Below are 13,301 nucleotides of genomic sequence, written 5' to 3'. Positions count from 1 at the left end.
AGAGTCTTCCCTGGCCGTTCATTCACCGAAGGGAACACGCCATGGAGTTCCGCAAGACCACCGTCCTGCCGCTCGACGACGCGCAGGCGGCGAGCCATCTCTTCCGCCAGTGGGTGCATGATCGGCCCCATGTCCTCTTCGTCGTGCTGGGGAGCGGTCCCGATCGGGAGGCGCTGGTGTCCAAGGCGGGGATGTTCGCGGGAACGGAACACCAGCCGCGCTGGGTCATCTGGGCGCGGGACCTGTCGGCCATCGAGGCCGACATCGCCCAGCTCAAGGAGAGCACGGCGGGGCTGAAGCAGGCGGTGCTCGGTGGGGAGGCGCGCGCCTTCGTCCTGTCGCTGGGGGACGCCATCCAGGACGTCATCTCCTCGAGCGAGACGGCGGACAACTTCCGGGTGAACCTGGCCTACATGCGCGCGGAAGTGCTGCCATGAGGGCGCTGCTCCGGGCGTGGGCCCTGACGGTGTCCCTGGGCGCGGCGTCGGCCCCGGCGCAGACCCTGCTGCGCATCGAGGAGAGGGATCTCGACGGGGCCTCCCACGTGGCGGGGCCGGGGGTCGCCATCGTCGACATCAGCAGCACGTTGAACATCGGGGTGGACCGCGCCGCGCTGCTCGAGCGCATCCGGGCCTCGGCGCCGGGCACCTCCAGCCAGGAGCTCATCCAGGATCTGCTCCAGCTCCAGTCCTTCTTGAACGAGGGGGCGGGGGCGGGCCTCAAGCCCCTGGAGGACGCGCTGTCGGAGTGGGCCCGGGAGGGGGGGACGCCCGCGGCGAACGCGAAGCTGCAGGAGGCCTATCGCCAGTGGGGAAGGTCCTCGCTCCAGGTCATGGAGTACGCCAATCGCTCCCTGTCCGGCGGAGACCCCCGGCGTGCCCGGCTGCGCGAGTCCCTCAACGTCGCCCTGGAGCGCAACGCGGGGGCCTCCATCGAGCAGCTCTACGCGACCATCACCCAGGTGGGCACGGACGAGGCGCGGCGGTTGCGCGGCGAGCTGGAGGAGGTGCTGCGTCAGGAGGGCGTCTCGGTGCAGATGGGCGTCTGGGTGACGACGCGGGGGGAGGGCAGCCGTCCCATCCACCTGCCCAACTTCGACACCTACGAGCCCCAGGGCCGCGTGGACATCGAGCGCTTCAAGATCCTCCTCACCGAGGAGCAGAAGGCGCAGCTGCGCCAGGCCGATCAGCTCGCGCGCGACATCCAGTCGCGCCGCTTCTCCGGGGCGCTCGGGCCCGAGGCGCGGGAGCGGCTCGCCCAGCTCTTCTCCAGCACGCGCGGGTGTGTCGTCGCGCTGCGCGAGCAGTTGGACGCCTTCCTGCGGGGAACGGATCCCACCACCCAGCGGCTCCGGACGACGGCGGAGGCCACCCGGGCCCAGCTCGAGTCCTACGGCGCCTTCATGGATGGGCTCGCGGCGAAGTACCGCGCGCCCCCCAGCACGACCTCCTCGGCGGACTTCCTCATCGGCACCAACGAGGACCTGGACGAGGCGGCGCGGCGCACCCGCCAGAGCGTCGAGCAGTTCTCCGTGCTCCTCACCGCGCTCAACGCCCAGGCCGCGGGCCTGGACGAGGTGGGCAAGCGGCTGCTCAAGCAGCTCACCGAGTGCCGTCAGACCTTCACCACCGACGTGGGCTCCGTGCTCCAGACGCTGACGTCCGTGTTCCAGACGCTCGCGGGCGCGCAGTCCACCCATACCGCGGCGCTGGAGCTGGGCGCGCAGGTGCTCCGGCTCGCCCTGGAGGAGCTCCCCGAGCGCACCACCCTGGATCTGGCGGACGCGGGACGGCGCGCGGAGGGAGACACCGTGGTGCTCAAGTTCGCCCTGCGGCGCGGCGAGCGCCCCGCCCAGGAGCTGGAGGTGCGGCACCTGCAGATGCAGCGGGTGCTCGTGCACCTGGAGACGGTGGTGGGCCTCATCTTCGCCCAGCAGCCCCGGGACATGGGGGGCTCCTCCACCAGCCGCTTCCAGGTGGCTCCCGCCTACAGCGTGCTCTTCAAGAGCGCCTCGCGCACGAGCGGCTTCTGGAACAACGTGCTGACGCCCGGGATTGGCGCCAACCTGTCCGCGCTGGACTTCGACAAGGATGGCACGCCCGAGCTGGGCGCCGCCGTGACGCTCGCGCTCTTCCGGGACTTCGTGCAGGTGGGCTACGGCTACAACGTGTTCCGCGACCGGGGCTACCTCTTCTTCGGCGTGGGCCTGCCCCTGCCGGTGCTGGGCTTCTCGGCGGGGGCCTCCCAGGCCACCGCGGCGGGCTCGGTGCCCTGAGCCCCTCCCGCTCCGCGTCACCTACTTCTGGGCGGCGAGGCCGAAGATGGCGAGCATCAGGGCCATATAGCCTCCGCCGCACAGGCAGCAGGTGGCCAGGGGCGCGAGCAGTGTCCCGGCGAGCGCCGTGCCGGTCGTCGTGCGGTGCAGTCCGCGGTAGGCGAAGAAGCGCGACACCAGCGCCCAGACGGGGGCCACCTGCGTGCCGATGAGGGGCACGATCCCCAGCGCCCAGGCGGCCTCGGAGAGCGAGTGGGCGCGCAGCGTGACGTTGAAGGGCCGGGTGACGCCGCCCGCGCGCAGCACGAGGTGATCCACGCCCGCGCCCATCAGGGTCATGAGCACGGACAGCGGGGGCCCGAGCAGCGTGGTGGCCACGAACATGCCCACCCCCATCCAGCGCATGAACGCCAGTCCGGAGCCATCGCCCGTGGACGGGTTCGGGTCCGGGAGGGCCTCCATCATCCACGGCATGGCGGTGAAGATGAGCATGTAGGTGAGGCCCGTCATGAAGCAGGCGGGCAGCGAGCACAGCAGTGTGAACAGCAGGGAGTCGCTCGTGCGGCCCTCGGCGCGGGCCTGGGAGAAGCAGCCCGGGTGGAGGAGCACCTGGCCGAGCGTCTTCCAGAAGGCGCGCCACATGCCCAGCTCCTCGCGCTGGTCCCACGGCAGGGGCGCGTCCGGCTCCAACTGGTGGCAGCGGACGCAGAGCGTTTCTCCCTGGGGACCGGCCCGCAGACACCGGGCACAGGCGAACGTGCCACAGCGGGAGCAGGTGCCGAGCCCGCGCAGCGTGGGGTGCACGGCGCACACGGGCTGGGTGCCGCCCGGGACGGCTTCGAGCAGCAGGGAGGCGCCGCAGCCCGGACAGGACTGGGCGCCGGGCGGGAAGGGGTGCTGGCAGTAGGGACAGGGGATGGACATACGCGTCGTCCATCCTGTCATGAACGCGCGGGGCCGAGCGCTCAGAAGGCCACGGGCAGGCGCTGCAGGCCGTTCACGAGGATGCCCTCGCGCCAGCGCAGCTCGCGCTCGTCCACCGCCAGGCGCAGGCGCGGCATGCGCTCGAGCAGCAGGTTGAGGGCGACGGTGGCCTCGAGCCGGGCCAGGGGCGCGCCCAGGCAGAAGTGGATGCCGAAGCCGAAGGCGATGTGCCGGTTGGGCTCGCGGGTGATGTCGAAGCGCTCGGGCTCGGGGAACTGCGCCGGATCATGATCGGCCGCCATCAGCGAGGCGAGCACCGCCTCTCCCGCGGGAATCACCTGGCCGTACAGCTCGGTGTCCTGGAGCGCCCAGCGGTAGGTGGTGGTCTCCACCGGGCCGCGGTAGCGCAGCATCTCCTCCACCGCGGAATCGATGAGGGCGGGATTGGCGCGCAGCCGCTCGAGCTGCTCGGGGTGCTTGAGCAGCGCCCAGACGCCGTTGCCCATGAGGTTCACCGTCGTCTCGTGGCCGGCCACCAGCAGCAGGAACAGCATGCTGACGAGCTCCGTAGGCGACAGCCGGTCTCCCTGCTCCTCCGCCGTCATGAGCGCGGTGAGCAGATCATCGCGCGGCTCGGCCCGGCGCCGGGCCATGAGCTGCTGGAAGTACTGGAGGAACTGCATGCCGGCCTTCTGCAGGGGCCCCACGTCGCCGTTGACCGGCGGGTTGATGATGATGTTCGTCCACTCGCGGAACTGGTCCTGGTCCTCCGCGGGCACGCCGAGCATCTCGGCGATGACCGTCACGGGCAGGGGGAAGGCGAAGGAGTCGAGCAGATCCATGCTGCCCTGGGGCCAGGCTTCATCCAGCAGGCGCTGGGCGATGGCGGTGACGCGCGGGCGCAGCTCCTCCACGCGGCGTGGGGTGAAGGCCTTGGAGACGATGGTGCGCAGGCGCGTGTGGTCCGGCGGGTCCGCCGAGAGCATGTGCTGGTTGATGGCCGCCAGCGAGTCGATGCGCATGCGCCGTGACGGCGAGTTCTCGGGCAGCTTGTCCTGATCCTTGGTGAAGCGGTTGTCCCTCAGCAGCTCCACGGCCTCCTTGTAGCGGGTGACGATCCACACGGGCGTCTGGAAGTACGGATCGATCATCCGCACGACGGGGGCTTCTTGGCGGATGCGTGCGTAGAAGGGCAGGGGGTTGGTGCGGGTCTGGGGGGCCCACAGCTCACTGGTGAGGGTGCTCGTGCTCATGGATGTGTCCTCCGGGGGTAGGAACCACCCTGGATAGCGTCAGAGCAGGGTTCCTCGCAGCAGGAGACTGGCCACGGTGAAGTAGATGACAAGTCCGGAGACGTCCACGAGGGTGGCCACGAAGGGGGCCGAGGCGCTTGCCGGGTCGAACCCCAGGCGGCGCAGGGCGAAGGGGAGCATGGAGCCGGAGAGGGTTCCCCACGTCACCACCCCCACGAGGGACAGGCCCACGGTGAGGGCCACCAGGACGGCGTGCTCTCCGTAGGAGCCGAAGAAGTGCTGCCACACGAGGATGCGCACGATGCCAACCCCGCCGAGGATGGCGCCCAGGGCCACGCCGGCGAGCACCTCGCGTCGGGCCACGCGCCACCCATCGCGCAGCCGCACCTCGTTGAGCGCGAGCGAGCGGATGATGAGCGTGGTGGCCTGGCTGCCCGAGTTGCCTCCGGAGCTGATGATGAGGGGCACGAAGAGCGCGAGCACCACGGCGCGGGCGATTTCTTCCTCGAAGTAGCCCATGGCGGTGGCGGTGAGCATCTCGCCGAGGAACAGCACGAGCAGCCACCCGGCGCGCTTCTTGAGCATGGAGGGGAAGCTCACCTCGAAGTAGGGCGCGTCCAGGGCCTCCATGCCGCCCACCTTCTGGATGTCCTCGGTGGCCTCCTCCTGCACCACCTGGACGATGTCGTCCACGGTGACGATGCCCTTCATGCGCCGCTCGGCGTCCACCACGGGGATGGCCATGAGCGACTGCGAGGCGAACAGGCGGCTCACCGCCTCTTGATCCGTGTCCTCGGAGACGGTGACGAGGTCGCGGCTCATCACGTCTTCCACGCGCTTGTCGGGGGCGGACTGGAAGAGCTGGCGCAGGGACACCACGCCGAGCAGGTGCTGCTGGGGATCCAACACGTAGGCGTAATAGACGGTCTCCACCTTCTCGCGCGTCTGCCGGCGCAGGTAGCTGATGGCCTCGTCGATGGTCATCTCCGGCCGCACGCGCGCGAAGCGGGGATTCATCAATCCACCCGCGTTGTCCTCGGCGTAGGCGAGCAGGGCATGCACCTCGCGGCGCGTGGTGTCGTCCAACTCGCGCAGGAGGGCGTCGCGGGTAGCGGGCGGGGTGGCCTGGATGACGTCCACGGCGTCATCCGGGGCGAGCAGCCGCAGCCAGGTGCGCCGCTCCCCCGGCCCGAGCGCGAGGATGAGGTCCGCCTGCTCCTGCGCGGAGAGCGACAGGAAGAAGTCGTCCGCGGTGGCGTGGGGCACCAGCTTGAAGCTCTCCACCCGCTCATCGCGGGAGAGCGCGGGCCAGGCGTCTCGCAGTTCCTGCGGGAAGATGGGCTCGGGATCCTGGGTCTCCATGCGGACTCCCATCATCCCAAGCCCGGGAAATTGTCCAGCCCTGACTACGGCGTCACTTGAATGCTGGCGGGCGGCAGCACGTTGCCAGGAATGGCGTGCGTGGAGGCCCAGCCATCCCCGAGCCGCGAGCTTCTGTTCGCCCCCCAGCCATGGACTTCCCCATTGGCGAGCAGGGCGAAGGCCAGGTCACTGCCGGTCGATACGGCCGTCACTCCCTGGAGGCCAGCCACGGGCGCCGGCGTGGTCCGGTTCAGCAGCGTTCCATCCCCGAGTTGACCATAGGGGTTGTATCCCCAGGTCCACACGGAGCCATCCGTGCACACCGCCATCGCGTGGTAGGTGCCAGCTCCGAGGGCCGCTACGTCTGTCAGACCCGGCACCTGGGTGGGGGTCTCACGGACGTAGGCCGTGGCATCTCCGAGCTGGCCCTGGGCGTTGTCGCCCCAGGACCACACGGTCCCATCCTGGCGTCGGGCCAGCACGTGCGAGTTGCTGGCCCTCAGGGCGGTCACGTGACTCAGTCCGCCCAGGAGCACGGGCGTCAGCCGCACATCCGAGCCGGTTGCCAACGTGCCCTGGTCATTGTTGCCCCAACCCCACAGCGAGCCATCCTGCCGCAGCGCCAGCACCTGTTCGTCCCGCGCGGAGATGGCCACCACGTCGGAGAGTCCCTCGACCTGCGTCGGCGTGGTGAGCACGGTGGCCGGATTGCTTCCCTTCACCTGGCCGGACCCATTGGCGCCCCAGGCCCAGACGCTCCCATCCTGGCGCAAGGCCAGACTGTGCTCACCGGAGCTGGCCGAGATGGCCACCACGTTCGTGAGGCCCTGCACCTGCACCGGCGCGTGCCGGTCGAGGGTGGTGCCATCGCCGAGCTGGCCGTGGGAGTTGCTCCCCCATGCCCAGACGGTTCCATCCTGGCGGAGTACCACCGAGAAGGAATTTCCGGCCGCGACCGCCGTCGCGTTCGTCAGGGAGGTGATGCGGACGGGGGCCAGATGGCCGGAGGGGCCAGCCGGGGGTTGGGCGGGGCTGTTGCCGTACCAGAGCCAGACCGTCCCATCCTGATGCAATGCCAGACTGTGCTCATGGCCCGCGCTGACCGAGGTGATGCCCGAGAGGCGATCCACCGCCACGGACCAGATTTGACTCGCGCTGGCTCCCACCTCGAGCGTATCGGTGGTGATAGAGTTGATACCCCAGGTCTTCACGGTTCCATTCGCCGTCACCGCCAGCGCGTGGGAGCTTCCCATCGAAATCCTGCCATGCCTCGCTCTCTGCTCCACGACGGCGGGGGAGGTTGCTCCGCCCTCCGCCTTCGCGCTCCCCGCCCATTCCATGATGCCCAGCCAGGACAGCAGCAGGGGCTGCCATCGGCTCAATCCTTGTCTCATCGTTGATGACTCCTGTGTGGAGGTGCTTTCGGCGACACGAATCCCGCGCGGTCACCGACCGCGTCTCTTCAGGGGGTCGGACTTCGTGTGCCGGCGGGCCTCTTCATCATGAGCCGTGCCAGAGCAGGCGAGCAGCCAGCCTCCTCGGAGGAGCATTCACTTCCTCCTGAAGGTCGGGGGACGGAGTGCCTCTTTTCGTCGGACCCTGTGACGAATCACGGCACTCCCGGCTGATTTCACGCGCACCCCCGGAATGACAGTTCCGATGCGGGAAAACTACCGCTTCCTCGTAAACCCAGACGGTTCTGGACTGGCCGCCAATCCCTGTCACGAAGGCGCTGGGGTCATGCGGAATTTGTCGCTGAAGTAGCCCGCGAGGGCCCCCGAAGGTGCTAACGGTGTGCGCACCCGCCATGTCGACTCCCGTCCCGCGCCCCGTTGAAGCTCCTTCCCGCTGGAACTCCCCGCTGCTCTGGGGGCTCGTGGGCTGGGTGTTGGCGTTGCTGCTGGCGCACCATGCGGTGTGGCTGTCGGGCCTGCGGCTCACCCAGGGGGACGAGGGCGACGCGCGCTTCGTGCACTACGTCCTCGAGCATGGCTTCCGCTACCTGCGTGGGGACGCCGCGCACGCGCGCTTCTGGGACGCGCCCTTCTTCCACCCGGCCACCAACACCATCGCCTACTCGGATCCGCTGCTGGGCGTGCTGCCGTTGTACGCGCTCTGGCGTGCCGTGGGCCTGCCGCCCGACACGGCCTTCCAGTTCTGGGAGTTCACCGTCACCTCGCTCAACTTCCTGGCGGCCCTGTGGCTCCTGCGCCGGGGGTTCGGAGCGTCCGCGATCGCGGCGATGGTGGGCGCGGTGCTCTTCGCCGCGGGGGCCTCGCGCATCCATCAGACCAACCACCCCCAGTTGCTGCCGCAGTTCTACAGCGTGCTCGCGGTGGGGGCGCTGCTCGCCCTGACTCGCCCCGAGACGTCGCGCCGGGCGGGAGCCGCATGGGGCGCGCTGCTGGTGGCCTCCTGCGTGGCGCAGCTCTATGCCGGCTTCTACTGGGGCTGGTTCCTGGGCTTCTTCCTCGCCTTGACCGGGCTCGTCGCGCTCGGCTTCTCCGACACCCGCGCCCGGCTGTGGCGGGGCTTGCGTGTGCATGGGCCGGTGCTCCTGCTGTGGGGCGTGGTGGGGCTGGTGGCCCTGCTGCCCATCGTCCAGCACAGCCTGGCGGCGATGCGGGAGGTGGGGCCGCGCTCCTTCGGCGAGGCGGAAGGCATGGTGCCGCGCTTCGCCACCTGGTTCCACATGGGCGACACGAGCTGGCTCTACGGCTGGATGGGCGGGCTGAAGTCCTTCACGCGCCTTCCCGTGGAGGGGGAGCACCGGGTGGGAGTGGGCGTGCTGACGCTGGTGCTGGCGGGGGCGGGGCTGTGGCGCGCCCGGGAGCGCGCGGCCGTGAGGCTGCTGCTGGGGGGGGTGCTCGTCACCGTCCTGATCGCCACGCGCTACCGGGGGGGGTTCACGCCCTGGTGGCTGGTGTTCCACGGCGTCCCGGGCGCCAGCGCGATCCGGGCCGTCTGTCGGATGGGCATCTGGTTGTTGCTGCCGGCCTCCGTGGGGCTGGCCCTCTTCCTGTCGCGTCTGTCGCGCGAGGGCAGGGCGTGGGGGGTGCTGGTGCTGGGCGGGGTGTGTCTGCTCGAGCAGGGCGTGAATGGGAGCACCTTCGACCCGGTGGCGGCGCGCGCGGACGTGCAACGGTTGGCGGCACGGGTGGGGCCTGGCTGCCAGAGCTTCTTCTACGGCCCGGCCGAGGAGCGCGCGCCCTCGTGGAAGTATCAGATCGACGCGATGTGGGCCGCCCTCGAGCGGGGCGTTCCCACCATCAATGGCTACTCCGGCAACGTGCCGCCGGGCTGGGCGATGGAGCCCGTGTTCCGTGCGGACGCCGCGCTGCTCGACTGGGCACGGGCGCGAGGGCTGGAGGTGTCGGACATCTGCCGCATCACGACGCCCCCTTGAGCCGAGTGCCCGCTCAGAAGGGGCCGACGGTGTTCACGGGGCCCGGGGGCGAGGGGGCCGTGTTGAGGGCGATGGGCACGGAGAAGAAGAAGGAGCTGCCGTGGCCCTGCTCGCTCTCCACGTGGATCCTCCCTCCGTGGGCCTCGATGATGTCCTTGACGATGGACAGCCCGAGTCCGGCTCCCCGGCGATCTCCGTGGTTCGCCTGCCAGAAGCGCTCGAAGAGGTGCTGCCGGGCCTCGGGAGTGAGTCCGGGGCCGGTATCCTTCACGAAGAACACCACCTGCCCGTCTTCCGTGTGGGCCCCCACCCGGACCTCTCCCCCCGAGGGGGTGAACTTCAGCGCGTTGCCCAGCAGGTTGGAGAACACCTGCAGCAACCGGTCCCGATCGGCGAGCACTGGCGGCAGGCTGCCAGGGGGCTCGAGCACGAGTTGCACCTCCCGGGCCTGGGACCGGACCGTGTCGAGCGCCTCGTGCAGGAGCGGCTCGGTGGGCTGGGGGCTCGCGCGGATGGAGAGCTGCCCCGCCTCCACGCGCGCCACGTCCAGCAGATCCTCGATCATCCGGTTCATCCGATGGGCGGAGGTGGAGAGCCTCTCCAGGAGCTTTCCCTGGTGCTCGTCGTTCACCCCGCCTGGGATCGCGGCCCGCCGTTGCAGCAGCGGCAATGAGAGGAGGATGGATTGCAGCGGGCTGCGCAGATCATGGGCGACGACGCCCAGGATCCTGTCCCTCGCCTGGGTGGCGTCCCGCGCGGACTGGTAGAGCCGGGCGTTCTCCAGGGCCAGGCTGGAGTAGCGGCCCAACTGCTCGGCGAACTCCAGATCCCTCGGGGTGTAGACGTGGCCGGAGTCCGAGGAGATGAACGTGAGGGCTCCCAACAGCCGCTCGTTGACCACCAGGGGAACGGCCATGAAGGAGCGCACGTTGAGTCGCCGCAGCAGGCGCAGGTGATCGTCGCTCTGGGCCTGGGCCGCGAGCTGCTCCGCGGAGACGTGGGAGTGGAGCAGGGGCTTGCACTGGACCAGCACCTCGCGTGCGAGGAAGGCGCGGCGGGAGTCCAGTGGGAAGCTCCGCAGGAGCGAGGCCGTCTGCCGCTGGGCGGGGTCTCGGTGGACGACCTCGGACAGGCGCACCCGGCCCTCGTCCCACAGGTAGACGAGGCACCAGTCGGCCAGCCTCTCCACGGCGAGCTGGGCGACGCGCGAGAGCGTGCGCTCGGAGTCCAGCAACGTGGAGGAGAGCAGCTCTCCGGCGCTCACCAGGAAGCGTTGCTCCTCCTCCACCCGCTTCTGCTCGGAGATGTCCCGGAGGATGACGGTGAGTGTCCGCCTGCCCTCCACCTCGAGTCCGGAGATGGCCGCGTCGATGGGGAACTCCTCGCCACTCTTGCGCAGGCCGTGGACGCGCTGGCGCTCGCCGATCCTCCGCGCCTGGAGGCCCTTGTCGAGGAACGTCCGCATGAACTGGTGATGCCGCTCCCGGAAGCGCTCGGGCATCAGCACGTCGAGGGGACGCCCGAGCACCTCGGGGGCGCGGTAGCCGAAGATGGCCTCGGCTCCCGCGTTGAAGAGGGTGATGCGCCCGGCTTCGTCCACGGTGATGATGGCGTCCGCGGCGAGCGAGACGATGCCGGAGTAGCGCGCTTCCGAGGCGGCGCGCTCCGCCGCGTTGCGCTCGGCCATGATCTGGGCCAGGCGCCGCCGGTGCAGTGCGCGCATCGCGAGCACCGCCTGGAGCGCGAGCATGAGCACGGCGACGGCGACCGCGACCAGGCGCATCCCGCCCGACTCGGCGAGCACCTGATGGGCCTCGGACTCCAGGGCGCTCATCCGCTCCCGCTCATGGCGCAGCAGCACCTGCAGGGTCTCATCCAACGCCTCCCGCAGGAGCTGGTACTCTCCGGTGAGGGGGGGCTGGAGTTGATCGATGGGGACGCCCGCGCCCCGCTGCAGGTGCAGGTCCCGGGCGATGCTCCGCAGGAGCTTGTCGGCGCGGGAGATTTCCTCCATCAGCTCCCGCTCCTGCTCATCCAGGTGGGCCGCGGCGAGCTGTCGTACCAGCTCGTCGAACCGGGCGCGCGAGGTGTCCACCTCCTTCATGATGTCCGGGTTGGGTGTGAGCAGGTACGAGCGGCTCAGCCGGGCCAGGCGCTCCCCTTCGGCGTTCAGACGCTCGGCGCGGAGTGTCTGCTCGGTGACGAGTGCATAGCGACGCAGGACGGCCTGCTCCCCCTGGGAGATCTGGAACACCCGTAGCAGCGCGGCTCCCGCCACCAGGGGAATGATGAGCACCAGGGCCGTCGTCATGGAGAAGAAGTGGCGCATCTCCAATCTCTCCTCCTCGAGCCGTTGCTCTAACGAGTAGAATTTAGCATGATTCCCAGAGGGGGGAGACGGCATCTTGGTTGTCTTGGTGTGTATGACGGGCTCGCGCCGCATCGGCACGAGCCGGCGTCCTGACGGGCGTTGCTCTGTCGTGAGCCGAGGAGGGCAGCCTCGGGACCGTGCGCCACGCTGGTGCACCGCCGGGACGGTCTTGCCCCGCGGCGACGGGGGGCCGGTGTCCTTCAGTGGCCTGGTGGTGGGCAGCCTCTCACTGAAGGTGCGGGTGGTGGATGCTGGCGGGCCATGTGGACCCCAGTCCGGCCCCGCTGTTCGTGGGCCTGCTCCTCGTGTCCCGCCTCCTTGCTCATCCTGTGATCGCGCCCACGGCCATCGTGTGGCCCGTATCACAGCCCCTCTTCGTGGCTCCCGCTAGGGTTCTTTCACGCTCGACCCGAACCGAGCCGCCACGAAAAGGTACAACCCACATGAGCCGTCATCATCGATTCGCCCGTCTGTCCATGAGTGCTTCCGCGCTGAGCGCCCTGCTGCTGGGCGGCTGTGGTCTCTCCACTGAGAATGAGCAGGCCTTCCCCGGACAGGCAGGTGAAGTGGTGACCGCCCGGGTGGCGTTGCCGGGACTCGGGTTCCAGACGGTCACCTACGAGAAGATCGACGGAATGGCCGTACTGGATGGAGACATCCTGCTCGACCTGCGGGAGGCGCCGACCCGAAGCGGCCAGTCCGTGGGCCGGACGAACACTTACTCGCGTTGGCCGGAGGGCACCGTCCCCTACGTCATCGATGCGAGCCTGCCCGACAGCGGCCGGGTGACGTCCGCCATCGGCCACTGGCAATCCAAGACCTCCTTGCGCTTCAAGCCGCGCACGACGGAAGCGGACTACGTGCGGTTCGTGCCGGGCTCCGGCTGTAGCTCGTACGTCGGCAAGGTGGGGGGCGAGCAGAGGGTGAACCTGGCCAATGGATGCGGCGTGGGCGCCACGATCCATGAGATCGGACATGCCGTGGGCCTCTGGCACGAGCAGAGCCGTGCCGACCGGGACAACTACATCGCCATCAATTGGAACAACATCCAGCCCGGAACGGAGCACAACTTCCAGACCTACGCGCAGCAGGGAATGGATGGCATGGACCTGGGCCCCTACGATTATGGCTCCATCATGCACTACGACGCCTACGCCTTCTCCTCCAATGGCTGGCCCACCATCGTCCGCAAGGATGGGGGAGGGAGTCTGGGGCAGCGCAATGGGCTGTCCGATGGGGACACCCGTGGCGCGGAGTCGCTCTATAGCCCGCGCGCCCGCTTCAGCAGCGGGGTGGCCGTGGATCGCTGCCTGGACGTCTACAACGGCGACTCGGCGCAGGGGACTTCCATGCAGATCTGGAACTGCAATGGCACGGCCGCGCAGGAATGGTTCCTGACCTCCCGTGGGGAACTGCGCAGCGCCCTCGCTCCCAACCGCTGCCTGGATGTGTCCAACTCGAACACGACGCCGGGCACTCGGGTCCAGATCTGGGAGTGCAACGGGACGGCCGCGCAGAAATGGACGATCAGCGGCGGAGAGGTGCGCAGCGCGCTGGGGAGCAATCTCTGTCTGGATGTGTCCAACGCGGGCACGGCCGTGGGAACCGTGGTGCAGCTCTGGGACTGCAACGGCACGGTCGCCCAGAAGTGGACCCGGTTCTGAAGCGCCGCGACGCTTCCCTCTTCCTCTCGGGTCGCTGCTCGTGAGG

9 protein-coding genes are annotated in these 13,301 nt (G+C 69.4%); 4 read left to right on the top strand and 5 right to left on the bottom strand.

Going from position 1 to position 13,301, the window contains the following annotated elements; translation table 11 throughout:
* The first annotated feature begins 41 nt into the window (after nt 1-41).
* On the top strand, nt 42-437 hold the full coding sequence (locus CYFUS_RS45285; protein ID WP_095990881.1) for a hypothetical protein: 396 nt from the start codon (nt 42-44) through the stop codon (nt 435-437).
* A complete protein-coding gene (locus CYFUS_RS45280; protein WP_095990880.1) occupies nt 434-2,275 on the top strand; it encodes a hypothetical protein in 1,842 nt (613 codons plus the stop codon). The genes CYFUS_RS45285 and CYFUS_RS45280 overlap by 4 nt, the downstream gene beginning before the upstream one ends.
* Before the next feature lie 21 nt (nt 2,276-2,296).
* Here the strand turns inward: CYFUS_RS45280 and CYFUS_RS45275 are convergent, their stop codons facing one another.
* From CYFUS_RS45275 to CYFUS_RS45260, 4 genes are read right to left on the bottom strand one after another with little or no spacing between them, the layout of a single operon-like run.
* Nucleotides 2,297-3,199 carry a zinc ribbon domain-containing protein gene (locus CYFUS_RS45275; RefSeq protein ID WP_095990879.1) on the bottom strand — a complete coding sequence of 301 codons (903 nt, stop codon included), beginning with the start codon at nt 3,197-3,199 and terminating at the stop codon, nt 2,297-2,299.
* 41 nt (nt 3,200-3,240) lie between these two features.
* A complete protein-coding gene (locus tag CYFUS_RS45270; protein WP_095990878.1) occupies nt 3,241-4,452 on the bottom strand; it encodes a cytochrome P450 family protein in 1,212 nt (403 codons plus the stop codon).
* A 39-nt stretch (nt 4,453-4,491) separates the two neighbouring features.
* Nucleotides 4,492-5,814: a magnesium transporter gene (mgtE, locus tag CYFUS_RS45265; protein WP_095990877.1), complete on the bottom strand. Its 1,323-nt coding sequence runs from the start codon at nt 5,812-5,814 to the stop codon at nt 4,492-4,494.
* Nucleotides 5,815-5,858: 44 nt separating this feature from the next.
* Nucleotides 5,859-7,067 carry an RCC1 domain-containing protein gene (locus tag CYFUS_RS45260; RefSeq protein WP_232537180.1) on the bottom strand — a complete coding sequence of 403 codons (1,209 nt, stop codon included), beginning with the start codon at nt 7,065-7,067 and terminating at the stop codon, nt 5,859-5,861.
* Nucleotides 7,068-7,621: 554 nt separating this feature from the next.
* Between CYFUS_RS45260 and CYFUS_RS45255 the strand changes: the two genes are divergently transcribed.
* Complete coding sequence (locus tag CYFUS_RS45255) at nt 7,622-9,220, top strand: hypothetical protein (protein ID WP_232537179.1); 1,599 nt, start codon at nt 7,622-7,624, stop codon at nt 9,218-9,220.
* A 13-nt stretch (nt 9,221-9,233) separates the two neighbouring features.
* Here CYFUS_RS45255 and CYFUS_RS45250 read toward each other — a convergent pair whose 3' ends face one another.
* Nucleotides 9,234-11,549 carry an ATP-binding protein gene (locus CYFUS_RS45250; RefSeq protein WP_157759023.1) on the bottom strand — a complete coding sequence of 772 codons (2,316 nt, stop codon included), beginning with the start codon at nt 11,547-11,549 and terminating at the stop codon, nt 9,234-9,236.
* A gap of 485 nt (nt 11,550-12,034) precedes the next feature.
* Between CYFUS_RS45250 and CYFUS_RS45245 the strand changes: the two genes are divergently transcribed.
* Nucleotides 12,035-13,255 (top strand): M12 family metallopeptidase, encoded by a 1,221-nt coding sequence (locus tag CYFUS_RS45245; protein ID WP_095990874.1) that lies wholly within the window; start codon nt 12,035-12,037, stop codon nt 13,253-13,255.
* Nucleotides 13,256-13,301 lie beyond the last annotated feature (46 nt).

This window comes from Cystobacter fuscus (genome assembly GCF_002305875.1).
GTDB lineage: Bacteria > Myxococcota > Myxococcia > Myxococcales > Myxococcaceae > Cystobacter > Cystobacter fuscus_A.
This window is presented reverse-complemented; position numbering and strand designations above follow the sequence as displayed.

Excerpts from the sequence above, each read along its gene's own strand:
- mgtE (WP_095990877.1), bottom strand. The coding sequence starts at position 5,814 with ATGGAGACCCAGGATCCCGAGCCCATCTTCCCGCAGGAACTGCGAGAC.
- CYFUS_RS45285 (WP_095990881.1), top strand. The coding sequence starts at position 42 with ATGGAGTTCCGCAAGACCACCGTCCTGCCGCTCGACGACGCGCAGGCG.
- CYFUS_RS45255 (WP_232537179.1), top strand. The coding sequence starts at position 7,622 with ATGTCGACTCCCGTCCCGCGCCCCGTTGAAGCTCCTTCCCGCTGGAAC.
- CYFUS_RS45245 (WP_095990874.1), top strand. The coding sequence starts at position 12,035 with ATGAGCCGTCATCATCGATTCGCCCGTCTGTCCATGAGTGCTTCCGCG.
- CYFUS_RS45260 (WP_232537180.1), bottom strand. The coding sequence starts at position 7,067 with ATGGGAAGCTCCCACGCGCTGGCGGTGACGGCGAATGGAACCGTGAAG.
- CYFUS_RS45280 (WP_095990880.1), top strand. The coding sequence starts at position 434 with ATGAGGGCGCTGCTCCGGGCGTGGGCCCTGACGGTGTCCCTGGGCGCG.
- CYFUS_RS45270 (WP_095990878.1), bottom strand. The coding sequence starts at position 4,452 with ATGAGCACGAGCACCCTCACCAGTGAGCTGTGGGCCCCCCAGACCCGC.
- CYFUS_RS45250 (WP_157759023.1), bottom strand. The coding sequence starts at position 11,549 with ATGCGCCACTTCTTCTCCATGACGACGGCCCTGGTGCTCATCATTCCC.
- CYFUS_RS45275 (WP_095990879.1), bottom strand. The coding sequence starts at position 3,199 with ATGTCCATCCCCTGTCCCTACTGCCAGCACCCCTTCCCGCCCGGCGCC.